Source organism: Deferrisoma palaeochoriense, assembly GCF_054656955.1.
Window position 1 is genome coordinate 11,318 of sequence record NZ_BAAHXI010000029.1, and the last position, 25,330, is coordinate 36,647.

General features: G+C 72.0%; 20 protein-coding genes, 1 tRNA gene and 1 pseudogene. 14 read left to right on the forward strand and 8 right to left on the reverse strand.

The annotated features are described in order from the left end of the window. Positions 1-12 precede the first annotated feature (12 nt). From ACYQ8L_RS09600 to ACYQ8L_RS09655, 12 genes are all read left to right on the forward strand, one after another. Positions 13-1,935, forward strand: a complete 1,923-nt coding sequence (locus ACYQ8L_RS09600; protein WP_459941571.1) for a GGDEF domain-containing protein — start codon at positions 13-15, stop codon at positions 1,933-1,935. Between the two features lie 395 nt (positions 1,936-2,330). Beyond that, complete coding sequence (locus ACYQ8L_RS09605) at positions 2,331-3,656, forward strand: CDP-alcohol phosphatidyltransferase family protein (protein WP_459941572.1); 1,326 nt, start codon at positions 2,331-2,333, stop codon at positions 3,654-3,656. Between the two features lie 122 nt (positions 3,657-3,778). Then, positions 3,779-4,633: an exosortase A gene (gene xrtA, locus ACYQ8L_RS09610; protein ID WP_459941573.1), complete on the forward strand. Its 855-nt coding sequence runs from the start codon at positions 3,779-3,781 to the stop codon at positions 4,631-4,633. A 7-nt stretch (positions 4,634-4,640) separates the two neighbouring features. Continuing rightward, positions 4,641-5,282: an exosortase C-terminal domain/associated protein EpsI gene (locus ACYQ8L_RS09615; RefSeq protein ID WP_459941574.1), complete on the forward strand. Its 642-nt coding sequence runs from the start codon at positions 4,641-4,643 to the stop codon at positions 5,280-5,282. A gap of 128 nt (positions 5,283-5,410) precedes the next feature. Beyond that, on the forward strand, positions 5,411-5,779 hold the full coding sequence (locus tag ACYQ8L_RS09620) for a DUF1844 domain-containing protein (protein ID WP_459941575.1): 369 nt from the start codon (positions 5,411-5,413) through the stop codon (positions 5,777-5,779). 66 nt (positions 5,780-5,845) lie between these two features. Beyond that, the gene (locus ACYQ8L_RS09625; protein ID WP_459941576.1) at positions 5,846-7,573 is read left to right on the forward strand and encodes a hypothetical protein; all 1,728 of its coding nucleotides are present in this window, start codon (positions 5,846-5,848) and stop codon (positions 7,571-7,573) included. Next, the gene (locus tag ACYQ8L_RS09630; RefSeq protein ID WP_459941577.1) at positions 7,570-8,526 is read left to right on the forward strand and encodes a DUF4388 domain-containing protein; all 957 of its coding nucleotides are present in this window, start codon (positions 7,570-7,572) and stop codon (positions 8,524-8,526) included. Before ACYQ8L_RS09625 ends, ACYQ8L_RS09630 begins: the two co-directional genes overlap by 4 nt. Then, on the forward strand, positions 8,523-9,320 hold the full coding sequence (locus ACYQ8L_RS09635; protein WP_459941578.1) for a dihydropteroate synthase: 798 nt from the start codon (positions 8,523-8,525) through the stop codon (positions 9,318-9,320). Before ACYQ8L_RS09630 ends, ACYQ8L_RS09635 begins: the two co-directional genes overlap by 4 nt. A gap of 236 nt (positions 9,321-9,556) precedes the next feature. Continuing rightward, complete coding sequence (locus tag ACYQ8L_RS09640; protein WP_459941579.1) at positions 9,557-10,966, forward strand: glucose-6-phosphate isomerase; 1,410 nt, start codon at positions 9,557-9,559, stop codon at positions 10,964-10,966. Further along, positions 10,945-11,961 carry a Ppx/GppA phosphatase family protein gene (locus ACYQ8L_RS09645; RefSeq protein WP_459941580.1) on the forward strand — a complete coding sequence of 339 codons (1,017 nt, stop codon included), beginning with the start codon at positions 10,945-10,947 and terminating at the stop codon, positions 11,959-11,961. Before ACYQ8L_RS09640 ends, ACYQ8L_RS09645 begins: the two co-directional genes overlap by 22 nt. Positions 11,962-12,181: 220 nt before the next feature. After that, positions 12,182-13,555 (forward strand): S41 family peptidase, encoded by a 1,374-nt coding sequence (locus ACYQ8L_RS09650; protein ID WP_459941581.1) that lies wholly within the window; start codon positions 12,182-12,184, stop codon positions 13,553-13,555. Then, positions 13,545-14,612, forward strand: coding sequence for a divergent polysaccharide deacetylase family protein (locus tag ACYQ8L_RS09655; RefSeq protein WP_459941582.1), 1,068 nt, complete (start codon positions 13,545-13,547; stop codon positions 14,610-14,612). Before ACYQ8L_RS09650 ends, ACYQ8L_RS09655 begins: the two co-directional genes overlap by 11 nt. Here ACYQ8L_RS09655 and amrA read toward each other — a convergent pair whose 3' ends face one another. Continuing rightward, complete coding sequence (gene amrA / locus ACYQ8L_RS09660; RefSeq protein WP_459941583.1) at positions 14,613-15,170, reverse strand: AmmeMemoRadiSam system protein A; 558 nt, start codon at positions 15,168-15,170, stop codon at positions 14,613-14,615. A gap of 184 nt (positions 15,171-15,354) precedes the next feature. Between amrA and serS the strand changes: the two genes are divergently transcribed. Together serS and ACYQ8L_RS09670 are read left to right on the forward strand one after the other, a co-directional pair. Beyond that, positions 15,355-16,626, forward strand: coding sequence for a serine--tRNA ligase (gene serS, locus ACYQ8L_RS09665; protein WP_459941584.1), 1,272 nt, complete (start codon positions 15,355-15,357; stop codon positions 16,624-16,626). Positions 16,627-16,638: 12 nt separating this feature from the next. Beyond that, positions 16,639-16,726, forward strand: a tRNA-Ser gene (locus ACYQ8L_RS09670). Positions 16,727-16,804: 78 nt separating this feature from the next. On the opposite strand, the gene recD is transcribed toward ACYQ8L_RS09670, so the two are convergent. The 7 genes and pseudogenes from recD to ACYQ8L_RS09705 all read right to left on the reverse strand — a co-directional run bounded on the left by recD (position 16,805) and on the right by ACYQ8L_RS09705 (position 25,318). Then, positions 16,805-18,646: an exodeoxyribonuclease V subunit alpha gene (gene recD, locus ACYQ8L_RS09675; protein WP_459941585.1), complete on the reverse strand. Its 1,842-nt coding sequence runs from the start codon at positions 18,644-18,646 to the stop codon at positions 16,805-16,807. 39 nt (positions 18,647-18,685) lie between these two features. Then, positions 18,686-19,849, reverse strand: a complete 1,164-nt coding sequence (locus ACYQ8L_RS09680; protein WP_459941586.1) for a trans-sulfuration enzyme family protein — start codon at positions 19,847-19,849, stop codon at positions 18,686-18,688. A gap of 59 nt (positions 19,850-19,908) precedes the next feature. Next, on the reverse strand, positions 19,909-21,045 hold the full coding sequence (locus ACYQ8L_RS09685) for a trans-sulfuration enzyme family protein (RefSeq protein ID WP_459941587.1): 1,137 nt from the start codon (positions 21,043-21,045) through the stop codon (positions 19,909-19,911). Between the two features lie 28 nt (positions 21,046-21,073). Next, a pseudogene (gene lgt / locus ACYQ8L_RS09690) lies at positions 21,074-21,849 on the reverse strand (prolipoprotein diacylglyceryl transferase). 28 nt (positions 21,850-21,877) lie between these two features. After that, complete coding sequence (locus ACYQ8L_RS09695; RefSeq protein WP_459941588.1) at positions 21,878-23,440, reverse strand: sulfate adenylyltransferase subunit 1; 1,563 nt, start codon at positions 23,438-23,440, stop codon at positions 21,878-21,880. 350 nt (positions 23,441-23,790) lie between these two features. Next, the gene (gene cysD / locus ACYQ8L_RS09700) at positions 23,791-24,594 is read right to left on the reverse strand and encodes a sulfate adenylyltransferase subunit CysD (protein ID WP_459941589.1); all 804 of its coding nucleotides are present in this window, start codon (positions 24,592-24,594) and stop codon (positions 23,791-23,793) included. Next, positions 24,587-25,318, reverse strand: a complete 732-nt coding sequence (locus tag ACYQ8L_RS09705; protein WP_459941590.1) for a phosphoadenylyl-sulfate reductase — start codon at positions 25,316-25,318, stop codon at positions 24,587-24,589. Before ACYQ8L_RS09705 ends, cysD begins: the two co-directional genes overlap by 8 nt. Between the last annotated feature and the right edge of the window lie 12 nt (positions 25,319-25,330).

A 25,330-nucleotide genomic window follows, 5' to 3' on the forward strand; every position in this document is an offset into this window, starting at 1 on the left:
GCCGGAGTCCGAATGGCCCTGGTGTGCGTTCCCGGCGGGGTGGTGGCCGGGGACCTGCGGGAGTTGGGGCTGCCCGAGGTGCCGGGGCAGGATCCCAAGGGGTGGCCGGGGTTCCTCCGGAAGATCGTGAAGCAGGCCCTCGGCGGGGACGACACGATCCTGTTCCGGGACCCGTCGGGCCGGTTGGTGTTTGCCGGGCCGGTGGCCGGCGCGTCCGACCTGCCGCAGATCGTCCTTTTGGGCGCCGGGGACGCGGGGGCCGAGGTGGAACCCCGGAAGCTCCAGGCCTGGGGCACGCTGGTCCGGCTGTGCCTCGGGGCGCTGGTGCGCGGGCATGCCGAGCGCCGCCGGGCCGACCGCGACCGAACCCGGGCCGTGACGCTGTTCGACCTGCTGCCCGACCTCCTGCAGGCGGGAAGCGCCATCGAGGTCTGGGGGCTTGCCCTTTCGACCCTGAGCGTGCTCTTCGAGGTGGAAAACGCCGCGGTGCTCGTGCGCGAGGGCGGGGCAGGCCGGTTCCGGGTGCAGACCGCGTCGGGGCCGCTGGAAAAGGCGCTCCTTTCGTGGTCGCTCTCGACGGAGCTCCCCCCCGTGGCCGACCTGGAGAAGCACCGCCGGCCGGTGCGGGTGGACGACCCCCACGAGCTCTCCCGCCTGGGGCTGCCCGAGAGCGTGGAGCGGATTTCGCTCTTCCCCGTGGGCACCGGCGACCGCGTGGACCTGGTGCTGGCCGTGGTGAACCGGGAGCTCGACGCGGACGAGAGCGCCCTGCTGCGGGGGTTCGGGGTGCAGCTCGGGGTGGTGCTGGAAAACCGGAGGCTCCAGGAGGACGCCCGTCGCCGCCACGAGCAGGTGGCGGCCGTGCGAAGCCTGTCGCAGCGGTTCCTGGGCAGCCTCGACCCCGAGGAGCTTTTCCGGGTCATCCTCGACGAGGCCCGAAAGCTCACCGGGGCCCGCAAAGGGAGCCTCATGGTGCCCGAGGCCGGAAACGGGGCCCTGCGGGTGCGGGCGGCCGTGGGCATGGCCGAGAAGGTGGCCGAGCGGCTGCGGCTCCGGGCCGGGGAGGGGATCGCCGGCAGGGTGTTCGCCACCGGCGAGCCCATCATCGTCCACGACATCGAGCTCGACCCGCGGTTCCGCCGGAAGAACCGGCCCCGGTTCGACACCCGAAGCTTCCTGTGCCTGCCGATCCGGAAGAACGGCCACACGGTGGGGGTGCTGAACCTCTCGGACAAGGCCACGGGAGAGCCCTTCGAGCCCCAGGACCTGGACGTGCTGGAAACCGTGCTGGCCCAGGCCACGTTGGCCATCGAGCGGTCCACCTACTGGGCCCAATCGAAGGAGCTCCGGAGGCTCTCGATCACCGACGGGCTCACGGGGCTCCTGAACCGCCGCTACTTCCAGGAGCGGCTGGCCCAGGAGCTGGACCGGGCGTCGCGCCACAGCCACCCCCTGAGCCTCATCCTGATCGACATCGACCACTTCAAGCACTACAACGACACCAACGGCCACCCGGCCGGCGACAAGGCCCTGGTGCTCCTGGGGCGGATCCTCCGGGCCAGCGTGCGGGCCATCGACGTGGTGAGCCGGTTCGGGGGCGAGGAGTTCGCGATCATCCTGCCCGAGACCCGAAAGCGCGAGGCCGTGGAGATCGGCGAGCGGATCCGCAAGGAGGTGGAGGCGTTCTACTTTCCCGGCGAGGAGCGCCAGCCCGGGGGCAAGCTCACCATCTCGATGGGGGTGGCCGCGTTCCCCGAGGACGCCCGGGACCTGAGGGGGCTCATCCAGCGGGCCGACCGGGCCCTCTATCTCGCGAAGGCCCGGGGCCGAAACCGCATCGAGGCCCACGCCGCGGCCCCTGCCGCCCCGACCCCGGCGGAGGACGAGGCCGCGCCGGCCGAGTCCCAGCAGGCCGGGTGGACCCGGGTGTTGTAGAGGCTGGAAGGCTGGAAGGCTGGAAAGCTGGGAAGCTTGCAGGCTCGAAAGCCGGATGGCTGGAAGGCTCAACCCGTGGGGATGGGGGGCGGCCGCCGGTTGCCTTCCTGGGGCGCCGGTTGCTCTGCGGCCTCTTCCCCGTGCCCCTTTGGCGCCATCCCGTTTGTCCCGCTCCGATACCCCCTTTGGGCTCCCTCCCACACCCCCCGGAAGCCCTCCACCGCACCGCGCCCCTGGAATCGCACGCCGGATCCCGGTAGCCTTACTAAATTCGGTCGTTGGTCGTTGGTCGTCGGTCGTCGGTCGTCGGCCAGGTGGTGGGCCGCCACGGCCCGGATCAAGGGACCGAAGACCGCAGGACCGGCGACCGTGGACCGCAGTCACGTGGAACTCCCATGCCCCCGTACGACAGAATCCTGATCGAGTTGGTGCTGCCGGTTCTCGCGCTGTTCGCGGTGGAGCGGTTCTTGGTGTACCGGTTCGTCCGCACGCCGGCCCAGCGCGATTTCGTGCGGCGTAACCGGGTGCTGTGGCCCAACAATATCAGCCGGTTGCGCTACCCGATGGGGTTCGTGACGGTGGGGCTCCTCGAGCTGGGGTGGCCCCGGGCCGCATTCTTGTTTTTTGCGTTCTGGATGATCACCGATCTCACCGACGGCGACATCGCCCGCCGCACCGGCCTTTCAAGCCCGCGGGGCGCCACCATCGACCCCCTGTCGGACAAGCTCATGTACGCCCCGCTCCTCGTCTATTTCGCCTGGAAGGGCGTGTACGATCCGTGGCTCGTGGGGGTGCTCCTGGGATTCGACCTCCTGGGGCAGGCGTCCCGGCGTTTCCTCAAGGAAAAATCGGCCAATCTCTTCGGGAAGGCCAAGACGTTCCTCATCGTGGTGCTCCTGGCGGTGACCGGGATCGAGTGGATCTACGGGCCCCTGCCGCTCCACCGCACGATCCGGCCGCTCCTGGTCATCTGCACGGCCCTCGCGTTTTGCTCGTGGGCGTTCAAGGTCATTCCCAACTACTGGTACGCGAACATCCTGAGCCTGCTGAATCTGGTCTGCGGCTTGGGGGGCATCTGGGTCGTGGTGACCGGCCGCGATCCGGTGTATGCCTTCGGTCTGGTGTTCCTGGGGCAGTTCCTCGACCTGTTCGATGGGCGCGCCGCGGAGAAGTGGGGGTCCACGCCCCGGGGGGAGATCTTCGACGACGTGGCCGACGGGACGAGTTTCGGGGTCACGGTGGGGCTCATCGTGGCCACGGCGTTCGACCGGTTCTGGCTCGGGGCGGCGCTGGGGTTCGTGCATCTGGCCGCCACCGTGTACCGCCTGATCCGGTTCGTGGTGGAGAAGCGAAAGGCCGGTGTCGCCGGCGGGGTCCACGAGTTCAGCGGGTTACCGAGCCCGGGCGGGGCGCTCCTGGTGGGAAGCGGGTGCCTGCTGGTGCCCGGCGACCTGGCCAAGGCGCTGATCGTGCTCGTGAGCGCGGCCCTCATGGTGTCGAGGGTCCCCTACGCCCACTTCGGCCGGGCCGTGCTCCCCCGGATCCCGCGCATCGCCCGGGTGGCCTTTTTGGCCTTCTTCCTCCTGCTTCTCGCCCAGGGGGTACGCACCGACGAGTACACGGCCCCCCTGTGGATCGCCTTCCTCGCGGCCGTCGCGTACGTGGCCTCGCCCGTGGTCCGCTGGATCTCGGGCACCCCAGCGGGCCAGAAGGCCGCGTGAGCCCGCTCACGAGCCCTCCGAGGCCGATTCCTTGACGGCGTTTGTCTGCTATCGGTACCCTCGGGGCGGTGCTTCGTTTCCCTTCGGAGAACGGCCGCTTCCGGCCGTTTGAGGAGCTACGGATGGCCCGCTCTCGATCGGCGCCCTCGGCTTTGGATCTCGTGGTGGTACTCGGCGCGGTGGCCGTGCTCTATGCCGCCGTGGTGCCGCCGATGGTGCAGGACTGGCGCATCGACGAGAACTACTCCCACGGGTTCCTGGTGCCAGCCGTGAGCCTGTACCTCCTGTGGGACCGCCGGCGGGAGTTGGCCGAGGCCGCCCGGCGGGCGCGGGGCTCCTGGGCCGGGCTCGCGCTGTGCCTCGGAAGCCTCGCCCTCTACGTGCTCGGCCGGGCCGGGGCCGAGCTGTTCCTCCAGCGTTCGAGCCTGGTGTTCCTCCTCATGGGGTCGACGCTGTGGCTTTGGGGCTGGGGCGTGTTCCGCAAGGCCCTTTTTCCGCTGGCGTTCCTCCTCTTCATGGTTCCCCTTCCGTACCTGGTGTACGATTCCGTCGCGTTTCCCCTCAAACTCCTGGCCGCCCGGGTGGCCACGGAGACCCTGTTCTGGCTGGGGGTTCCCGTGTTTCGGGAGGGCAACGTCATCCACCTGGCCTCCCAGACCCTCGAGGTGGCCGACGCCTGCAGCGGGATCCGGAGCCTCGTGAGCCTCCTGGCGCTCAGCGTGGTCTACGCTTACTTTATGGGCCGCGGCGCGTGGCGCCGGGTGCTCCTGGTGTTCTCGGCCGTGCCCATCGCCGTGGCCGCCAACGCGTTCCGGGTGACCGGCACCGGGCTGCTGACCCACTACGTGAGCCCCAAGGCGGCCGAGGGGTTCTTCCACACGTTCTCCGGCTGGCTCGTGTTCGTGGTGGCCTTCGTGCTGCTGTTCGCCACCGGGTGGGTGCTGAACCGCATCGGCCCCCGACCACAGGACGGATGAGGAACCCATGCACCGGAGAACGCTGGTTCTGGTGGCCCTGATCCTGGCTACGGCCGGGTACACCCGGTTCCTGAGCGACGTCGAGGCCGTGCCGCTCCGGCGGCCCCTGGCCAGCGTGCCCCTGGAGATCGGGGCGTGGAAGGGGGTGCCGTCGAGCCTCGAGGAACGGATCGTGCAAGTGGTGGGCGTGGAGGACTACCTCCTGCGCACCTACCGGGCGCCCGACGGGGCCGCGGTGTCGGTGTACGTGGGGTATTACGAGCGACAGGCCGAGGGCGACCAGATCCATTCGCCCCGCCACTGCCTGCCCGGCGCCGGGTGGCGGCCCGTGGAGGCCCGGGTCGTGACCTTCGAGACCCCGGGGGTGAACGGCGGCGCCACCCGGGCGAACCGGGTGGTGATCCAGAAGGGCGATGAGCGCCAGGTGGTGCTGTACTGGTACCAGAGCCGCGGGAGGAACATCACGAACGAGTACTGGGCCAAGGTGTGGCTCGTGGTGGACTCGATCTTCCGCAAGCGAAACGACGGCGCGCTCGTGCGGTTCATCGCCACGGTGCCCAAGGGGGGAGACCCCGACGCCGTGGCCCGTAGGATGGAGGAGTTTGTGCGGGAGTTCCTGCCTCGGCTCCAGGAGGTGTTCCCGGCATGAGCGCTCCGGGGGGCGGCAGCGCTCGCAGGAGCCGGTGAGGACCCAGGGCGGAGGCGATGCGCCGGGGGGCGGGGCAGAGTTTCCGCTTCCCAGCCTCCCAGCTTCCCAGCCGAAAAGGAGTATGGACCATGACCGAGGAGCGTGGGTTCACCGTGCGCGACCGAAGGAAGGTCCGGCCGGACGGGGAAGGGGTCCAGGAGGAGCCCCGGCCCGCCGAGTCCTCGGAGCGGACGCGGCAGACCCCCCTGCCGCCCGTGGACTTCACGGGTTTCGTGGTGGGCCTGGCCCAGATGGCCCTGGTGCATCTGGGTGAGGTGCCCGACCCCGCAACCGGCGGCCTCCAAAAGGACTTGGAGCAGGCTCGGCACACGATCGACATCCTGGACCTCCTGCGGGAGAAGACCCGGGGGAATCTCACGGCGGACGAGGACCGGCTTCTCGAGACGGTGACCGCCGATCTCAAGTGGAAGTTCGTGAGGGCCAACCGTGGGGCGTGACCGCCGCGAGCGCCGTGGGGCGGCCGCGAGGGAAAGGGGGCGGTCATTCGGCGGGTAGCGGCCCTGGTGGGCCTGGTGCTCCTCGTGGCCGGCAGCGCGGCAGCGCTTCCTCCGGGGTGGGAGGACGCCGGCCGGTCCCCGGAGGCCCGTGCGCGGCTTCGGGCCTGGATGGAGCGGCTTCGGGCGGAGCAACTGGCTTCGGACCTGGTGCCGCTCGAGTTGCGGTTTCTGGAGAAGGCCCGGCGGGCGCAGACCGCCGAGGAGGCCCCGGTCTGGGCCGAGTTGGCCGTGCAAGCGGCTCCCGGCGACCCAAGGGCCCGGTGGGTTCTGGCGACCCGCCCGGAGACCGCCTGGGCGGACCGGGTGCGCCACGGCCTGGCGGGCCTGGGCGCGGTCGTCTCGGACCCTTGGGTTTTGGGACAGTTGGCCGCCCGGACGGCCGTGGGGATCGGGCTGGCGGGCTGGGCTGCCCTCACCGCCTTCGTCCTGTGGGGGGTGGTCGCCCGGGGCCGCCTGCTCCTCCACGACTACGCCGACGCGTTCCCGTGGCGGTACCGCCGGTGGACCCCCGGAGGGGTGGGCGTGTTCCTGGCGGGTGCGGCCTGGCTGGCCGGGTTCGGCCCCGGTGCCGCGTTGGGGGCGCTGGCGGCGGCTCTGGTGCCCTACCTGCCCTCCCGGGGACGGATCGTCCTCGCCGTGGCGTTCCTTGCCGCGTTTTCCCTACCGTTGTCCCTCAGGCTGGGGGCGTTCGACCCTCAACTCTCGTCCCAGGCGTGGCACCGCTACCTGGTCCGGACGGGGGCCAAACCGGGGGCGTTCGGGCCCGGGTCCGGCGCCGATCCGGTGGTGCGGTACGCTCTCGCCCAGCGCCGCGGGGACTGGGGCGAGGCGAAGCGGGTGGCGGAAGAGGCCCTGGCCCGGGGGGACAACCCCGCGTTTTGGCGCGTGGCCCTGGGAAACGCCGCCTATCTCGGGAGGCGGTACCAGGAGGCCGAGGCCCACTACGAGGCGGCGGCCACCCTCCGTCCGGACGATCCAGTGGCCTGGTACAACCTCCACCTGGCTCGGCTGGCGCGGCTCGAGTTGCGGGGTGCCGACGAGGCGCTCCAGAAAGCCCGGTCCGTGGACGCTTCCGCCGTGGAACGCTTTGAGACCCGGCAGCAGCCGGGACGGGGTGACGGCGTGCCCGCCGCGGTGCCGGTGCCGCCGGGGTGGATCTGGGGACCGCTTCTTCGCCCCGCCCCCGTGCCCGGATGGGCCGGGCCGGTGGTGGGCTGGTTCGTGTGGCCCTGGAGGGCGGTGCCGGTCTGGGGGGCTGGCCTTGTGGGGTTCCTCCTGGCCATCGCGGCGGGCCGGTTGGCCCGGGACCGGCGGAGCCGGCTGTGCCCCGGGTGCGGGGTGGTGATCTGCCCCCGGTGCGGCTACCGGGTGAAGGGAACCGATCTTTGCGCCGCCTGCTGGTCCCTCGATCGGGCCGAGGCTCCCGACCCGGCCGAGGCCGAGCGGATCCGGGATCGTCGGCACCGGTGGCGGCGAAGGCTGGAAGTGGGAACCCGGATCGGAAACGCGCTCCTTCCCGGGTGGGGCAGATTCCTCGCACGCGGGGGAGGAAGAGCCGCGGCCGCCGGGGTGCTGTGGGTCGGCGCGGTGGGGGCCCTGGGAACGGCCTGGGTCCCGGTGCCGCTCTGGCCCTGGTGGACCGAGCCCCGGGCGTGGTGGGCCGCCGCCGGGTTGCTGGCGTTTCTTCACGCGTGGTCGCTCTTGCGGGCCCTGGGCCGGAGGGGGACGGGATGAGCCTCCGCGGAAACCTGGAGACCTTCAACCTTTCCGAACTGCTGCAACTCGTTTCCCACCAGGGAAAGACGGGAACCCTCGAGATCGAAACCGCCGACGGCGTCGCGCGGTTGCGTTTTCGAGAGGGGCGCCTCGTGGAGGCGTGGCCCGACCGGCGGAGCCCGGCGGAGTTGATCGGGGCCCGGTTGGTGCGGGCCGGCCTCATCACCCCGGCCCAGCTCGGGCTCGCCCTCGAGCGCCAGCGCCAAAGCCTTCGCCGGCTCGGGGACATCCTGGTCTCCATGGGGGTGCTCCGGCTCGGAGAGTTCCGGGAGGTGCTGGGCCTTCAGCACCGGGAAACGGTGTACGGGCTTCTCGCCCTCAAACGCGGCGAGTTCCGGTTCCGGGAGGAACCGGTGGAGGTGGAGGAGGGGGTCAGCGAGTTGATCGACGTGGGGGAGCTCCTCATGGAGGGGTTCCGCCAGGTCGACGAATGGCCCCGGGTAAGAAAGGTCCTGCCGTCGGACCGGATCGTGCTGTCCCGGAAGGCCGGCAGTCCCCTTCCGGAAGACGTGGACGCGGCCGCCCTCAAGGTGCTCGCCCTGGTGGACGGGGTGGCCACGGTTCGGGAGGTGGTGGACCGGGCGCGGCTCGGGGAGTTCCGGGGGATGCAGGCCCTCGCGGAACTGCTGGAACGCGGCGTCGTTCAACCCGCGGGCACGGGGAAGGCGGTCGCCCCTGCGCCGGCCCGGCGAAGGGGCCGCCTGCCCCTCGACCTAGTGCTCGGCGTGCTTTTGGCCGCGGCGGGCCTGGCCACCGCATGGACCGCCGGGCCCCGGGGGGTGAACGGCCTGCGGGCCGCCTGGGCCGAGCGGAACCGGGTCGCGGACGACTGGCGGGCGAGAATCGCCGCCCACGCGCAACCCGGGGATGGGGCCCGTGCCCCGGCCGGACGGGGGGAGGGCCGGCGGTGATCGTGGTGGCCGAGAACCTCACCGTGGCCCATCCGGAGGTGGCCCGGGCCGTGGCCCGCCGCGACCCCGAACCCCTGCAACGGCTGGCGCGGGCCGCGGTCGAGGCGGGGGCGGCCTACCTCGACGTGAACCTGGGCCGGTCGGCCACCCGGGACGATGTGGCCTTCGTGGTGGGGAGCCTGGAGGGCGTGTGGGCCGGAGGCTTGGTGGCCGACGCGGCGCGGCCCGAGCCCATGGCCTGGCTGGCGGAGCGATGGGAGGGGCCCGTCGTTCTGAACGGTTACTCCGCCGACCCGGGGCGGGACGGGATCCCGGAACTGGCGGCGCGCCTCGGGGCCGAGTTGGTGGTGTTCTGCATGGGCTCGGGGGTGCCGCGGGAGGCCGACGAGCGCCTGGCGTTGGCCGCCGAGCTCGTGGGCCGGTGCCAGGAGGCCGGGGTTCCCCTCCAGCGGATCTGGATCGACCCGGTGCTCGTGCCCCTGGGGTGGCAGGACGGGCAGGCCTACAACGCGGCGCTCCTCGAGGTTCTCCGGAGATTGCCCGAGGTGTTCGGGGAGCCGGTGGCCACGATCGTCGGGCTCTCCAACCTGACCACGGGCGCCGCGGGGGGGCGGGGCACCGGATGGCTCCAGGGGGTGTTCCTGGCCGCGGCGGCGGGGGCGGGGCTCACCCACGTGATGCTCGACGCGACCCGTCCCGACCTTCGGCGGGTGGTTGCCGCCCTCGAGGTGTTCGAAAACCGAAGGCTGTACGCCCCCGAGGAGTTTCGGGCACCCGGCCCGGGCGGCGGGTGACCCGGAGGTTTCCGGGGCGCGCCCGCCCCCGGGCGAGGTGAATCCCGGCTCCCATGTCAGGAGCCAGAGGACAGACGACAGAGGACGGGGGTTCCCTGACATCTGTCCTCTGAAGTCTGGTCCCTGACACGGCAGCCGCTCTTTCGGCGCGGAACACGCGTCTTTGCGAGAGTCGGGGGGGCTTGCCGCCAAACGGACCAGCAGCCCAGCGCGAAGCACCAGGAAAGGACCAACCCATGGCCGACCTTGTCACCCTCCGCTACGCCAACGTGCTCGCCGAACGCATCGGACCCCAAGGGCTTGCGCCCGGGGAGATCGAGGCCGCGTTCCCCGAGGCCGCCCGGGCCCACGAGCGCCTGGGGGCCCGCCGGCGCTCGGGGGAGATGGGGTTCTACGACCTCCCCCTCGATCGGCCCGGGTTGCGGGAGAGCCTGGAGCTCGCCGGCCGGTTCCGGGGCGCGTACCAGAACCTGCTGGTGCTGGGCATCGGCGGAAGCGCCCTGGGCACCCTGGCCGTGCACCGGGCCCTCGGTTCGGCGCTCCACAACCACCTGCCGCCGGAGCGGCGGGGCGGCATGCGGCTGTTCGTGTGCGACAACGTGGACCCCGAGACCATCGCGGACCTCCTGGACTGGCTCGACCCCCGGGAGACCGCGGTGAATGTGATCTCGAAGTCGGGCGGCACCGCCGAGACCCTGGCCCAGTTCCTGGCGGTCCATGCGTGGCTCGCGGGGGCCGTGGGCTCCGAGGGCGCGCGCGACCGCCTCGTCGTCACCACCGACCCGGAAAAGGGGTTCCTCCGGCAGTACGCCCGGCGGGAGGGGGTGGCCGCCCTGGACGTGCCGCCCAACGTGGGCGGCAGGTTCTCGGTCTTGACCCCCGTGGGGCTTTTTCCCCTGGCCTGCGCGGGCGTGGACGTGGAGGGGCTCCTCGACGGCGCGGCCGCGGCCGAGCCCGTGGCCACCCGGCCCGACCCCTGGGACAACCCGGCCTACCTGTTCGGGCTGGTGCACGCGCTTTTCTACCGCCGGGGCCGACCGGTGCACGTGATGATGCCCTACAGCGACGCGCTGCGGGACGTGGCCGACTGGTTCCGGCAGCTCTGGGCCGAAAGCCTGGGCAAGCGGCTATCCACCGACGGCCGGGAGGTGTTCGTGGGGCCGACGCCGGTGAAGGCCCTGGGCACCACCGACCAGCACAGCCAGGTGCAGCTCTACATGGAGGGGCCCCACGACAAGGTGGTCACCTTTCTCGAGGTGGGCGAGGGCAGACGCAATCTGGGGTGCCCGCCGCTTCCCCAGGGGGCCGACGAGGTGGCGTACCTGGCCGGGCGCTCCCTCGGGGAGCTCCTGCGGGCCGAGAAGCGGGCCACCGAGGCGGCGCTCGCCGAAAACGGCCGCCCCAACCTCACGTTCTTCCTGCCCCGGGTGGACCCGGGCACCCTGGGGCAGATCCTCTATCTGCTCGAGGTGGCCACGGTGTTCACCGGGGAGGTCCTGGGGGTGAACCCGCTTGACCAGCCCGGGGTGGAGCTCGGCAAGCGCCTCACCTTCGCCCTCATGGGCCGGCCGGGCTACGCGGAGATGGCCGAGACGGCCCAGCGGCTGGCCGCCCCCGCCGACCGATGGGTCTGCCCCCGGCCGTGACCCGCTGGGCCTCGGTGGACCTCGGCTCCAACACCTTCCGGCTCCTCCTGGCCGAGGAGACGGCCCCCGGTGAGCTTCGGCCCGGCCCCCTTCGCCAGCGGGTGGTCCGCCTGGCCGAGGGGCTTCGGCCGGGGGGGACGTTCCGGCCCGAGGCCCGGGCCCGGGCCGAGCGGCTCCTGGAAGTGTTTCGGGCCGAGATGGACGCCTACGGAGCCCTGTACCGCGTGGGCGCCTTGGCCGCCGCGGGCCGAAACGCGGCCGACGGGCCGGCGTTTGCGAGGCGGGCCGGGGAGATCCTGGGCGGGCCGGTGCGGATCGTGTCGGGCGAGGAGGAGGCGCGGCTGTCCCTTCGGGGCGCGCTGGGGCTCCTGGAACCGCCCCCTCCCGCCGGGCTGTTTCTCGACATCGGGGGCGGCTCGACCGAGGTCGCGGCCTGGGAGGGCGGCGGCCGGCCGGTGGCCGCGGCGAGCCTTCCCGTGGGGGTGGTGTCGCTCTGGGAGGCCGGGGCGTGGTCGGACCCCCCGGCGCCCCGGGAGCGGGCCACCTTGACCCGGCGCGCCGCCGGGGCGTGGGACGGCCTGCCGGACCGGCTCGCGGACCCGCGGTGGACCCGGGAGCTCGGCGCCGGTCGGGCCGAGGTGGTGGCCACGGCCGGCACCCCGCTTACCGTGGCGGCCGAGGCGTTCGGCCTTGCGATCCGGGACACCCGGGCCCTGTCGGGCCGGTGGGTGCCGCGGGAGGCGTTGGCCCAGGTGGCCGAGCGGTTTTGGGCCATGACCCGGGCCGAGCGGGCGGCGCTCCCGAGCGTGGAACCGGGCCGGGAGGACGTGATCCTGCCCGGCCTTTCGCTCCTCGAGACCTTCCTCGACCGGTACGGCGCGGCGGGGTTCCGGGTGAGCGACGGGGGGCTCCTGGAGGGGATCCTCCTGGAGGCCGTCGAACGGGAACGGGGCAGGGCCCGGCTGGTTTCGGGGCCGGCGGGTGGGGGACAATAGCCGAGTCCAGCCTCCAGGGTGGGGCCGCCGTACCAGGGGCCAGAAGACGGAGGACAGAAGACAGGGGGTCTCTGAGGTCTGCCCTCTGAATTCTGATCCCTGACGCGGAAACGGCTCCCACGGGTAGGGATGGGCGTCACGCTGGAATCATAAGAGATTTTCGCATGTTAGCATCCTAGCCTTCCAGCCTCCTAGCGGGAAGGTACTCGGAAGGACCGCCATGAAGAATCGCGCTACTGGACCGGGGTGGATGTGGGCCGTGGGGATCGCGCTCGGGGGCCTCCTGTTCGCGGGGGTGCTCTGGGCCCGGCCCCCCGAGGTGGCCCCCGAGGAGCGGGACGAGCTTTACCAGCGGCTCCGGGTGCTGGCCGAGGCCATGGACGTGGTGCAGCGAAACTACGTGGAGCCGGTCAAGCCCGAGGATCTCGTGTACGGGGCCGTGGAGGGCATCGTGGCCCGGCTCGACCCCCACTCCTCGTTCATGACCCCCGACATGTTCCAGGAGATGCAGGTGGAAACCGAGGGGGCGTTCGGGGGCCTCGGGATCGAGATCACGGTGAAGGACGGCCGGCTCACGGTGGTGAGCCCCATCGAGGACACCCCGGCCGCGGCCGCCGGCATCCAGGCGGGCGACGTGATCGTGATGATCGAGGGTGAGCCCACCGAGGGCATGGACCTCATGGAGGCGGTGCGCCGGATGCGCGGTCCCAAGGGCACCCGCATCACGATCCACATCCTGCGGGAGGGGTGGGACAAACCCAAGGCGTTCACCCTGACCCGGGACATCATCCGGATCAAGAGCGTCAAGGCCCGGCGGGTGGACGGGGTGGGGGTGGTGCGGATCACCCAGTTCCAGCAGGCGACCCACCGGGAGGTGGCGGAGGCCCTCGAGGGGCTCCGGGACGACCCGAGTCTCTACGGGTTGGTCCTCGACCTGCGCAACAACCCCGGCGGCCTCCTGGACCAGGCCGTGAAGGTCGCCGATCTCTTCCTGACGGGGGGAACCGTGGTTTCGACGAAGGGCCGCGACCCGGAGCAGGAGGTGGTCTACACGGCCCGGGACGACGGCACCGAGCCCAAACTCCCCCTCGTGGTCCTGGTGAACGGGGGCACGGCATCGGCCTCCGAGATCGTGGCCGGCGCGCTCCAGGATCACAGGCGGGGGCTGATCCTGGGCGAGCGCACCTTCGGGAAGGGGAGCGTGCAGACCATCCTTCCGCTCTCGGACGGCTCGGGTCTTCGGATCACGACGGCGCTGTACTACACCCCGTCGGGCCGCACCATCCAGGCCCGGGGCATCGAGCCCGACGTGAAGGTGGCCGCGGGCCCCGGGGATCCGGAGGAAGTGCCGGAAGACCGGATCCACGGCCGGATGCGCGAGGAGGACCTCAAGGGGCACTTCGAGCCGGGCCAAGAAGAGGGCGAGAGGCCCCCGAAACCCGAAGCCGAGGAACCGGGCGGCGCCGGTGAGGGCTCCGATCTGAGCCAAGACCGCCAGTTGCAGCGGGCCGTCCAGATCCTCCAGGCCCTGCGGGTGTTCGGGGGCATGGGCCAGGCCTCCTCGGCCCCGGCGGACGCCGGCCGTGGCCCGTAACCGGAAGCGCCGGGGCGGAAGAACGGGCCGGCGCGGCCTCGGGTGGGTCGCGGCCTGGCTGGCCTGTCTGGCCCTCGTGGGGGGCGCCTACCTCCTGGGCCGCCAGCACCGGACGAAGCCCGCGCCGGTGGGGGTGGAGGCACCGGGCGGGGCCCTCCGGAGGGCACTGGGGCCCCTCGACGGGACCCCCGCCGAACTCCGGGTGGCCGACGCGGACCAGGCAGAGGCGCTCCTGGCCGAGGTCCGCGAGGCGGCCCGGGCGGACGGGGTGGCCCTGGGCCCCGTGCGCCGGGAGGCGGACCGGATCCGGTTCGACCTGGACCTCCCGTCGGGCCGGCTGCCGGTCACGATCCGCTGGCGGCGGCCGCCCGAAGCCGGGCCGCGCCTTGCCGTGGTGATCGACGACCTGGGGGGGAGTCTGGACCGGGCCCGGGCGTTTCTCGATCTGCCGATCCCCGTGACCCCGGCGATCCTCCCCTACCTGGAGCACAGCGCCGACGTGGCGCGGTTGGCCCGGGAGCGCGGGCGGGTGGCCCTTCTCCACCTCCCCATGGAGCCCGAGGGCTATCCGGAGCGGGCCGACCCCGGGCCCCACGCGCTCCTCGTGGGGCTTTCCGAGGACGAGGTGCGCGCCCGGGTCCGGAGAGCCCTGGCCGACGTGCCGGGCGTCTCCGGGGTCAACAACCACATGGGCAGCCGGTTTACGCAACGCGCGCAAGAGATGGCCTGGGTGGCCGACGAGCTCCGGCGGTCCGGGCTCTTTTTCCTGGACAGCGTCACCACGGCCCGGACCGTGGCCTACGACGAGGCGGTGCGGGCCGGGGTTCCGGCGCTCCGGCGGGACGTGTTCCTCGACAACGAGCAGACCCCCGAGGCGGTGGGCCGGCAGCTCGAACGGGCCGTCGAGCGGGCCCTTCGCACGGGCCAGGCCGTGGCCATCGGCCATCCCCACCGGGTGACCCTGGACACCCTGCGCGAGTGGGCCCCCCGGATCCGGGAGGCGGGCGTGCGGGTGGTGCCATTGGACGAGCTCCTGGCCGCCCAGCCGGGGGGATGATCAGGCTTCCGCTTCGAGATCCTTCTCCCCGAACACCTCGGCCTCGAACACGTGCACCTCGGCGCCGTGCCGCCACGCCCCCGGGGGGAGGCCGGCCTTGAGGCAGGTGTGGTCCAGAAACGTCTCCCGGTCCCAGCCCTGCTCCACGGCCACCTGGGGCAGGAGCACCCCCCGGTGGAGGCCGTGCACGATGTAGACGCCGTGGCGGCCCACCTCCACCTCCTCGGGCCGGGCCCGGCGCATGGGGGAGAGCACGCTGATCTCGAGGTCGATCCGGCCGAACTCCTCGGGCCGGAGGGGCGGGAAGCGCGGATCCTCGAAGGCCGCGGCCCGGGCCATCTCGGCCACATTCAGGTAGAGCGGCCGGTCGGCCTGGAACGTGCCGATGCACCCCCGGAGCGCCCCGGCCTCGTGGAGGGTGACGAACGCCCCGGCCGGCCGGGCGAGCTCGGGGAGGGTGGGGGCTTGGGGGACGTACCTTCGGCCCCGGAGCCCCTGCCGGATGGATTCACGCGCGATGGCAAGGAGTTCACGACGGGCTTCGGGGGAAAGGGCCATGGGATGCCTCCTTACGTGTGCCGGGAAGGGGAGTCGACGGACGCGGGCGCCGGTGCCGCCTCCCGATTCACTCTTGGGCGCGGGCCGCGGCTTGTCAAGGCGCGTTGACCCCCTTGCGGGGCCTCCCTATAATCCGGGCCCCATCCGCGCCGCGGAGGAACCCATCCCTGAAGGAGGGCGTTTGATGCTTTCGATCCGCACCATCCGCGAACAGGCCGACCGCGTCCGGCGGGCCCTCGAGGCCCGGGGCGCCGATGTGGACCTCGACCGGATCCTGGCCCTGGACGCCCGGCGCCGGGAGGTTCTCCAGGAGCTGGAGGCCCTTCGGAGCCGGCGCAACGCGGCCTCGAAGGAGGTTGGCCGGATCAAGCGGGAGGGCGGCGACGCCACGGGCCTCATGGAAGAGGTGCGGCAGGTCGGGGAGCGGATCAAGGCGCTCGAGGCCGAGCTGCGGGAGGTGGAGCCCGAGATCGACGGGCTGCTCCTTCGGGTGCCCAACATCCCCCACGAGTCGGTGCCGGTGGGCCGGAGCGAGGAGGACAACCCGGTGGTGCGCACCTGGGGCGAGCCGCCGGCGTTCGATTTCGAGCCGCTGCCCCACTGGGAGATCGGGGAGCGGCTCGGCATCCTCGACTTCGAGCGGGCGGCCAAGATCACCGGCGCCCGGTTCGTGGTGCTGCGGGGGCTCGGCTCCCGGCTCGAGCGGGCGCTCATCCAGTTCATGCTCGACCTGCACACGGGCGAGCACGGCTACACCGAGGTCTGGCCCCCGTTCATGGTGAACGCCAAGGCCATGACCGGCACCGGCCAGCTCCCGAAGTTCGAAGAGGACCTCTTCCATCTGACGAACACCGACTACTACCTCGTGCCCACGGCCGAGGTGCCGGTCACGAACCTCCACGCCGACGAGATCCTCGACGAGGAGGCCCTGCCGGTCTGCTACACGGCCTACACCCCCTGTTTCCGGGCCGAGGCCGGCGCCTACGGCAAGGACACCCGGGGCATGATCCGCCAGCACCAGTTCGACAAGGTGGAGCTCGTGAAGTTCGCCCACCCCGACCGGTCGTACGAGGAGCTGGAAACCCTGACCCAAAACGCCGAGGAGGTGCTCCGGCGGCTGGGGCTCCCGTACCGGGTGGTGACCCTGTGCACCGGGGACCTGGGGTTCTCGGCCGCCAAGACCTACGACCTCGAGGTGTGGCTCCCGGGCCAGGGCCGGTACCGGGAGATCAGCTCCTGCTCCAACTTCGAGGACTTCCAGGCCCGCCGGGCCAACATCCGGTTCCGGCCCAAGGGGGGGAAGGGCACCGAGCTTGTGCACACCCTGAACGGCTCGGGTCTCGCCGTGGGCCGGACCCTGGTGGCGATCCTCGAGAACTACCAGCGCGAGGACGGCAGCGTCGTCGTGCCGGAGGCCCTGCGGCCGTACATGGGGGGCGTGGAGGTGATCGAGTAGAAGCCAGAAAGCGGAGGGGTGGCCGAGCGGTTTAAGGCACCGGTCTTGAAAACCGGCGGGGCGCAAGCCCCCGTGGGTTCGAATCCCACCCCCTCCGCCAGCTCAGAGATCGGGCGGAAGCATTCCGGTGAGACGTGACGGCCGACCTTGCGGGGTCGGCTGATTTGTTTCCTCCCCCCTACCACCCCTCCCAGATCCGGTCCCGGAGCCCGGAGGTGCGTTCGGCCCGGGATTCGACGGCGGCCCGTAACACGGCGGGCCGGCCCCACACCTCCGCGTGGCTTCGCGCCCGGGTGAGCCCGGTGTAGACGAGCTCCCGGGTCACCACCGGGCTCGGCCGGTCGGGGAGCACCAGGAGCACCCGGTCGAACTCCGAGCCCTGGGATTTGTGCACCGTCATGGCGTAGAGGGTTTCGCAGGGGGGCACCCGCACCGGCGGCAGGGTGCGCCAGCCGCCTTCGGGGGTGGGGAAGAGCACCTGGAGCGTGCCGGTGTTCGCATCGGCGTAGCACAGGCCCACGTCCCCGTTGTAGAGCCGAAGCGCCGGGTCGTTTCGGGTGACGAGCACGGGCCGGCCGGGATACCACCCGCCGTGGGAGGGCACGCGTCCCTCGCGGGCCAGGATCCCCTCGACCACCCGGTTCACCGTGGTGACCCCGTAGGGGCCTGCGCGAAGGGCGCAGAGGATCCGGAACCGCTCCAGCCGACGGTAGGCCTCCTCGGGCCGGCCCTCGGCCAGGGCCTCGAACACGGGCACGATGCCGGCGCGGACCACGGGTTCCAGCGCCCCGGGGAGTTCGGTGGGTGCCGGAAGATCCTTCCAGGACACCTCGCCCCCCGCCGCCTGGCGCAGGAGTTCCAGCGCCTCGCCGCTTCGGCCCGCGTTGACCGCCCGGGTGATCCGGCCGATGCCGCTCTCCTCGCCGAAGCGGTAGTTGCGGCGGAGGACCACGAGTCCCCTCGCCGGCGGCGGCTCGTCCCGGACCCAGGGGTGGAGGGGGAACCCGGCCAGGGGGGCCAGGTCGCGGGCGTGGTCGGCCGGGACCCCGTGTTCGGCGCCGGTGTCGCACAGGTCGCCCAGCACCGAACCCGCCTCCACCGACGCGAGCTGGTCCCGGTCGCCCACGATCACGAGCCGGGCCCCCGGCTTCACGGCCGAGGTGAGCCGGGCCATGAGGGAGAGGTCCACCATGGACACCTCGTCCACCACGACGAGGTCGTGGGGCAGGGGATTGTCGGGACCGAACCGGGCGCGGCTGCGGCCCGGCACGACCCCGAGGAGCCGGTGGAGGGTCGAGGCCTCACCGGGGATGCGATCGCGCACCTCGTCGGGTACGGGAAGGGCCCCCGGGGTCTCCCGGGCCTGGCGCACGGCCTCCTGGAGCCGCGCGGCCGCCTTGCCCGTGGGGGCGGCGATGGCCGCCCGGAGCCGTTCGTGGCCGGGGTGGGCGAGCAGGAGCGCGAGGAGCCGCACCACGGTGTGGGTCTTTCCGGTGCCGGGGCCGCCGGACACGAGGGTCAGGGGCCGCAGGAGCGCGGTGGCCGCCGCGAGCCGCTGGAAATCCGGCTCACCGCCGCCGGGCGGGAACAGCCGGTCCAGGTCGGCCCGGGCCCGGTCGGGGTCGTGGGGGAGGTTCGGCGCGGCGGCCCGGTCTCGCACCCACCGGGCCACGCCGTCCTCGTAGGCGAAGTACCGGTGGAGGTAGAGCCTCCCCGCGTCGTCCAAGACCAGGGGTTTGACGTCGCCGGGCCGCCCCACGGCGGGGCTTTCGGCGAGCGCCTCGGCCCACCCGGGGTCGGGCCGGAACGGGGTCGGGAGCTCTCCGAGCACCCGTTCCGGCCGGCCCAGGGGCAGGCACACGTGGCCCTCGGTCACGGCCCGGCTCGCCAGGGCGGCCGCCAGGGCCACCTCGGCGCGGCCGTCCCCCGAGAGCCGGACGATCGTCCGGGCGAGCTCCGCGTCGAGGGCCCCCACCACCCCCTGGGCTTCCAGCGCTTCGAGCAAGGTCTCCACCGTCATTCTCCCCCTCGGTCGTGGGACTCGCCGCCGGCCGCGGCCTCAGCCCGGGATCGCGCCGAGGGCTGCCTCGAGATCGGCCCAGAGGTCTTCGACGTCCTCGAGCCCCACCGAAAGCCGCAGGAGCCCCGGCCCGATCCTGAGCGCCCGGCGGTGGTCGGGGGGCATGGCCGCGTGGGACATGGCCCAGGGGTAGGAGAGGATGGACTCCACCCCCCCCAGGCTCACGGCCACGGCCGGGATGCGAACGGCCCGCAGGAGCGCAAGCGCCCGCTCCCCGGTCCCGAGATCGAAGCTCAACACCGCTCCCGGCCCCGTGGCCTGGCGGGCGTGCACCTCGGCGCCGGGGTGGTCGGGGAGCCCGGGGTAGTACACGCGCTCCACCGCCGGATGGGCCGCGAGTCGGCGGGCGAGTTCCGCCGCCGTGGCCTCCCCGGCGTCCAGGCGGGCCTTCAGGGTTTTGATCCCCCGGACCAGAAGCCAGGCGTCGTGGGGCGAGAGCACCCCACCCAGGGCGTTTTGGAGGTAGCCCACCTGTTGGGCGAGGTCGGCGTCCGCCACCACGGCCACCCCGGCGACGAGGTCGCTGTGGCCCCCGAGGAACTTCGTGGCGCTGTGGACCACGATGTCGGCGCCCAGCGCGAGGGGCCGCTGGCGCAGCGGGGTCATGAAGGTGTTGTCCACCACCGTGAGGATTCCCCGTTCCCGGGCTATGGCCGCGCAGGCCCCGAGGTCGGTCACCCGGAGGAGCGGGTTCGAGGGGGTCTCCAACCAAAGCATCCGGGTGTTGGATCGAAGCCCCCGGGCGACGGCCTCGGGGTCGGTGGTGTCCACGAACGAGGCCTCGACGCCGAACCGGGAGAACACCCCGGTGAGCGCCCGGTAGGTGCCGCCGTAGAGGTCCCGGGCCGCGAGCACGTGGTCGCCCTGGTTGAGCAGGGCGAGCACGGTCGTCGTCGCGGCCATGCCCGAGGCGAAGGCGAACCCGGCGGTGCCGCCCTCGAGATCCGCCACCAGGCTCTCGGCCGCGTGGCGGGTGGGATTGCCGGACCGGCTGTAGTCCCAGGGGCCGGGGTGTTCGGGGTCGGGCTGGTGAAAGGTGCTGGCCATCACGATGGGCGTTCCGAGCGCCCCGGTGGCCGGGTCCACCTCCCTGCGGCCGCCCACGCAGCGCGTGGTGGGGGAAACACGTCGTCCTTGCGTCATGACTTTCCTCGGGTTGCGGGTTGGGCGGTTCGAGTCCCCCCGGATCGGCGGGGCGGGCGTCAGCCCCCCAGGGCCTGGGCGAGGTCGGCGATGAGGTCCTCGGGGTGCTCGAGGCCCACGGACAGCCGCACGAGATCGTCGGTGACGCCCAGGCGTTCCCTCACCTCGGGCGGCACGTCGCAGTGGGTCTGCCGGCTCGGCACGGTGACCAGGGTCTCCACCCCGCCCAGGCTCTCGGCGAAGGTGGCCACCCGCAGCCGCTCGAGGAACGGGCCGACCCGCTCGGCCGCGGCGAGCCGGAAGCTCACCATGGCCCCGAACCCGGCCGCCTGCCGGGCGAGCACCGCCCGGCCCGGATGGTCCGGGAGGCCGGGGTAGTATACCCGGGTGACCGCGGGGTGTCCCAGGAGAAACCGCGCCACCTCCCCGGCGGTGCGGCACTGGCGTTCGAGCCGCACCCCGAGGGTCTTGAGGCTTCGCACCAGGAGCCACGAGGAGAAGGGGTCGAGCACGCCCCCGGTGGTGTTTTGGAGAAACGCGAGCTGCTCGGCCAGGTTGGGGTCCCGGGCCACCAGGACCCCGGCCAGGAGGTCGTTGTGGCCCCCGAGGTACTTGGTGGCGCTGTGGACCACGATGTCGGCCCCGAGTTCGAGGGGGCGCTGGAGGTAGGGGGTGAGGAAGGTCGAGTCCACGACGAGCCAGGCCCCGTGGTCGTGGGCGAGGCGGGCCAGCGTTTCCACGTCCACCACCTTGAGCAGCGGGTTCGTCGGGTTCTCCGCCACGACGGCCCGGGTGCCGGGCCGAAGGGCCCGCTCCACCCGGCCCGGGTCGGTGACATCGGCGTAGGTCACCTCGAGGCCGTACGCCCGGAACACCTGCTCGAACAGGCGGTAGGTGCCGCCGTACAGATCGTCGGAGGCCACCAGGTGGTCCCCCGGCCGGAACAGAAGACACAGGGTGGTGAGCGCCGCCATCCCGGACCCGAACGCACAGGCCCCCGCCCCGCCCTCCAGCCGGGCCACGGCGTCCTCCAACACCTTGCGGGTGGGGTTGGCCGTGCGGGAGTAGTCAAACCCGGTGGTGCGGCCGAGTCCCGGGTGGGCGAAGGTGCTCGACGGGTGGATGGGGGCGCTGACGGCCCCGGTGGCCGGGTCGGCCCCGAGCCCGGCCCGCACCAGCAGCGTGTCGATCCGCATGGGACCTCCTCGGGCGGGAAGGGTGAGGCTAGGTGGCTCGCCGTCGTACCCCGGCCAGCACGGCTGCGCCGAGGGCCATGGCGACGCTCAGGCACTGGCCCATGGTGAGAGGGCCGAGCACGAATCCGAGTTGGGGGTCGGGTTCCCGGACGAACTCCACCCCGAACCGGACGAGGGCATATCCCCCCAGGAACGCCGCCGCCGTAAGCCCCGGCGCCGGCCCGCGGCGCCAAAGAACCCAGAGGACGAGCCCCAGGAGGGGGCCCTCCAAACCGGCCTCGTACAGTTGGCTCGGGTGACGGGGCAGGGGCCCGCCGCCCGGAAACACCATGGCCCAGGGCAGATCGGTCAGGCGGCCGTAGAGTTCGCCGTTGACGAAGTTTGCGAGGCGGCCGAAAAAAAGCCCCGGGGGGCCGCCAGGGCGAGCCCGTCCGCGAGCACCCACGGGTCGGCCCGGTGCCGTCGCGCGTAGGCCCACAGGGCGACGCCAACCCCCAGGAGCCCCCCGTGGAAACTCATCCCTCCCTCCCACACCGCCACGATCTTCCACGGGTGGGTGGCGAAGTACGGTGCGTTGTAAAACAAAACGTACCCTAGCCGGCCTCCCAGCACGACGCCGAGGACGAGCCAGCCCACCAGGTCCCCCACCTCGCCCGGGCCGAGCGGCAACCGCCCCGCGCGGGCCTGCCGCCGTAGGACCCAGGCCCCCAGGAGAAACCCCGAGAGGTAGGCAAGTCCGTACCAGCGCACGGCGAGGGGGCCGATCCGGAAGGCCACGGGGTCTAGCGCGGGGTAGGGCAACACCTTTGGTTTTCCTTTCGACGAAACGGGGTCAGAGACCGAGCCCCTCCAGCGGCGCCGACGGCTGGGGGGTCGCCCGGCGCCAGAGAACCAGCCCGACCCGCTCGCCGGTGCGGCGGAAGGTGAACTCCAGGTCGTGCTCGTAGGCCAACAGGGCCACCGGGGCCACCTGCTCGGGCCCCCGCAGTCGAAACAGCACCCGGTTCCCGGCCGCGACGAGGTCGAGGAAGTGGGGCGTCACCTCGAACTCCACCGCGCCCCGCTCCTGGGTCAGGTCCACCACGTAGCCATCGGGTTCCGTGGCGAACTGGCGGTCGAGGTGGATGACCTGAGCCGCCCGCACGCCCCCCAGGGCCCGGGCCTCCCGGACGATGCCCCCGCCGGCGATGAACGCGCCGTCCTGGAGCACGAACCGCCCGAGCTTGGGGTTGTCCTGGAACGCGTCGAGGGCCGCGGGATGTCGGAGCCGCAGGAGCACGTTCCCCACCTCCGGGCTCTCGAGCCGCTCGGCGTGGCGCTCCAGAACCTCCAGTGTGGAGGCGTCGATCCGGTCCTCGATGTCCAGGCACTGGGCCTCCACCTCGGTGGTCGCGACCTTGAGGATAACCGTTTTCCCCCTCTCCAGGGGAGCCTTGCCGAGCCAGAACAGGCTGGCCCGGATCTCGCGGCCCACCACCGGTCCCCGGTCGGGATGGCCCATCACCTCGCCCCGCTCCACGAAGAGTTCCTCGTCGAACGTCAATCCCACGCAGTCGCCCGAACGGGCCTCCTCCAGGGGCGGATCGCCCCACCGCTCGACCGTTTTCACCCGGGCCGTGCGGCCCGAGGGGAAAAACCGGACCGCGTCACCGCGCCTCACCCGGCCGGTCTCCACCCGGCCCACGTAGAGCCGCCGGTTGTCCCACGTGTACACGTCCTGGACCGGGAACCGGAGGGGCAGGGCGTCCTCGTCCTGGGTCCCGCCCAGGGTGGCCAGGGCCTCGAGTACCGTGGGCCCATCGTACCAGGGCGTGCGGCCGAGGCGGCGGGCTATGTTCTCCCCTTCGCGGGCGGAGATCGGGATCACGTGGTCCGGTGCGATCCCCAGGGAGTGGAGGAGCGAGCGGACGTCGTTTTCCGCCTGGAGGAACGTGGCGCGGTCGTAGTCCGCCTTGTCGAGCTTGTTCACCGCCACGACCACATGCCGGATGCCCAGGAGCGAGAGGATGAACGCGTGGCGCCGGGTCTGCTCCCGCACCCCCTCCACCCCGTCGAGAAGGAGGACGGCCGCGTCGGCACTGGCCGCGCCGGTGATCATGTTCTTCAGAAACTCCTTGTGCCCGGGGGCGTCGATGATGACGTACGGGCGTCCCTGCCACCGGAAGAAGGTCTGGGCCGTGTCGATGGTGACGTTCTGTTCCCGCTCCTCCTCGAGGGCGTCCATCAGGTAGGCGAACTCGAAGGGGCGACCCTGCCGGCGGCAGGTGTCCTCGATCTCCCGGTAGCGGGATTCCGGGATGGAGCCGGTGTCGTAAAAGAGCCGCCCGATCAGGGTGGACTTGCCGTGGTCCACGTGGCCCACGATCACGATGCGAAGGGTGTCGGTTCGGTTCATGGTGTGATGTCCCGTCGTGGTTTCCTGGAAGCTCCGTAGGCCGCGAGGCGCGGCCTGTTTGCAAAAACAATAACTTCCTCCTCGGTCACACGGTACGCCGCGGCCGTCTGGACCACGGGACCGCAGACCGCGAGACCGGCGACCGTGTCAGGAGCCAGAGGACAGACGACAGAGGACAGGGGTTCTCGACATCTGCCTTCTGAACTCTGGCCCCTGATACGGCAACAACTCCCACGGGTTGGCCGACGCGACGACATGGGGATCCCGAATGTTCTTAGCCGCCTAGCCGCCTTGCGGAACTTCCAAGGTGTGCGGGGGGCCCGACTTCCGTCCGCGACCCCTGACCCCGCTCACATGTATCCGCGAGCGCGAAGTTTCTGCATGGCGTAGGCGTTTTCCTGGTCTTGGGCCCGGCCCGCGCGCTCCGGGGTTTTCGTGGCCTCCAGTTCCGCGATGATCTCGGCGACCGTGGAGGCGTTCGAGGGGAACGCCCCCGTGCACGGCATGCAGCCGAGCGAGCGAAACCGCTTGCCATTCTTGGAAAAGTACAGGGGACAGATCTCGATCCCCTCGCGCTCGATGTAGCGCCAGATGTCCAGCTCGGTCCATCCCAGGAGCGGATGGATCCGCACGTGGGTGCCCCGGTCGAAGTCGGTGTTGAACTGGTCCCACAACTCCGGGGGCTGGTCCTTGTAGGCCCACTCGAAGTTCTCGTCCCGTGGGGAAAACACCCGCTCCTTGGCCCGGCTGCCCTCCTCGTCCCGGCGGATCCCGAGAAAAAGCCCCTGGAAGCTGTGCTTCGCGATGGTCTGGGCCAGGGCCTGGGTCTTCAGGGCCTCGCAGCAGGCGAGCCGTCCCCTCTCGGGCCCCATGCCGGCCGCCAGGGCCTCCTCGTTCCTGCCCACGATCAGCTCGGCGCCCCACTCGGCCACCATGCGATCGCGAAACGCGATCATCTCCGGGTACTTGTAGGTGGTGTCGATGTGCACCAGCGGAAACGGGATCCGGCCGAAAAAGGCCTTCCGGGCCAAGTGCGCCATGACCGTGGAGTCCTTGCCCACGGAGTAGAGCATGGCGAGGCTCTCGAACTTCCGGTACGCCTCCCGGAAGATGTAGATGCTCTGGTTTTCCAGTTGGGTCAGATGATCACGCATGGGTCCCTCCCGTTTCGGGGGGTGGGCCGACGTGCAGCCCGCACTCCTTGTGCTCGGGGTCCTCCCACCACCACCGGCCGGCCCGGGGGGGCTCGCCGGGCCGGACCGGGCGGGTACACGGTGCGCAGCCGATGGAGGGGTAGCCGGCGCGGTGGAGTTTGTGCACCGGCACGGCGTGGGCGGTGGCGTAGGCTTCCACCTGGGTCCAGGTCCAGTCGGCAAGGGGGTTGATCTTGAGAATCCCTCCGTGGGCCTGGTCGATCTCGAGCGGCGCGAGTGCGCTTCGGGTCACGCTCTGCTCCCGCCGGAGCCCGGTGATCCACCCGGCCAACCCCCAAAGCGCCCGGCCCAGGGGCTCCACCTTCCGGATGCGGCAGCATTCCTTTCTCGCCTCCACGCTGTCGCGGAAGCTGAAGAGCCCCCGCTCGGTCTCGAGCCGCTCCACGGCGGCTCGGTCGGGGAAGTACCACCGGATCGTCACGCCGTAGCGAAGCCGCGCCGCCTCGGCGGCCTCGTAGGTCTCCTCCGGTAGCCGCCCGGTGTCGAGGGCGAACACGAGGGGGTCCGGCGTGAGGCGCGTGAGCAGGTCGAGGACCACGAGGTCCTCGAGGCTGAAGGAGCAGGCGAGGGCCACCGGCCCCCCGGCGGCCTCGAGACCCACCCGAAGGATCTCCTCGGGAGCGGCGCCGGCGGGGAGGGCTGGGAGCTGGCGGATCGCGGCCATGGGGGCCTCCTT

Coding starts and splice junctions, on each gene's coding strand:
- ACYQ8L_RS09600 (WP_459941571.1), top strand. CDS start 13: ATGGCCCTGGTGTGCGTTCCCGGCGGGGTGGTGGCCGGGGACCTGCGG.
- ACYQ8L_RS09605 (WP_459941572.1), top strand. CDS start 2,331: ATGCCCCCGTACGACAGAATCCTGATCGAGTTGGTGCTGCCGGTTCTC.
- xrtA (WP_459941573.1), top strand. CDS start 3,779: ATGGCCCGCTCTCGATCGGCGCCCTCGGCTTTGGATCTCGTGGTGGTA.
- ACYQ8L_RS09615 (WP_459941574.1), top strand. CDS start 4,641: ATGCACCGGAGAACGCTGGTTCTGGTGGCCCTGATCCTGGCTACGGCC.
- ACYQ8L_RS09620 (WP_459941575.1), top strand. CDS start 5,411: ATGACCGAGGAGCGTGGGTTCACCGTGCGCGACCGAAGGAAGGTCCGG.
- ACYQ8L_RS09630 (WP_459941577.1), top strand. CDS start 7,570: ATGAGCCTCCGCGGAAACCTGGAGACCTTCAACCTTTCCGAACTGCTG.
- ACYQ8L_RS09640 (WP_459941579.1), top strand. CDS start 9,557: ATGGCCGACCTTGTCACCCTCCGCTACGCCAACGTGCTCGCCGAACGC.
- ACYQ8L_RS09645 (WP_459941580.1), top strand. CDS start 10,945: ATGGGTCTGCCCCCGGCCGTGACCCGCTGGGCCTCGGTGGACCTCGGC.
- ACYQ8L_RS09650 (WP_459941581.1), top strand. CDS start 12,182: ATGAAGAATCGCGCTACTGGACCGGGGTGGATGTGGGCCGTGGGGATC.
- amrA (WP_459941583.1), bottom strand. CDS start 15,170: ATGGCCCTTTCCCCCGAAGCCCGTCGTGAACTCCTTGCCATCGCGCGT.
- serS (WP_459941584.1), top strand. CDS start 15,355: ATGCTTTCGATCCGCACCATCCGCGAACAGGCCGACCGCGTCCGGCGG.
- recD (WP_459941585.1), bottom strand. CDS start 18,646: ATGACGGTGGAGACCTTGCTCGAAGCGCTGGAAGCCCAGGGGGTGGTG.
- ACYQ8L_RS09680 (WP_459941586.1), bottom strand. CDS start 19,849: ATGACGCAAGGACGACGTGTTTCCCCCACCACGCGCTGCGTGGGCGGC.
- ACYQ8L_RS09685 (WP_459941587.1), bottom strand. CDS start 21,045: ATGCGGATCGACACGCTGCTGGTGCGGGCCGGGCTCGGGGCCGACCCG.
- ACYQ8L_RS09695 (WP_459941588.1), bottom strand. CDS start 23,440: ATGAACCGAACCGACACCCTTCGCATCGTGATCGTGGGCCACGTGGAC.
- cysD (WP_459941589.1), bottom strand. CDS start 24,594: ATGCGTGATCATCTGACCCAACTGGAAAACCAGAGCATCTACATCTTC.
- ACYQ8L_RS09705 (WP_459941590.1), bottom strand. CDS start 25,318: ATGGCCGCGATCCGCCAGCTCCCAGCCCTCCCCGCCGGCGCCGCTCCC.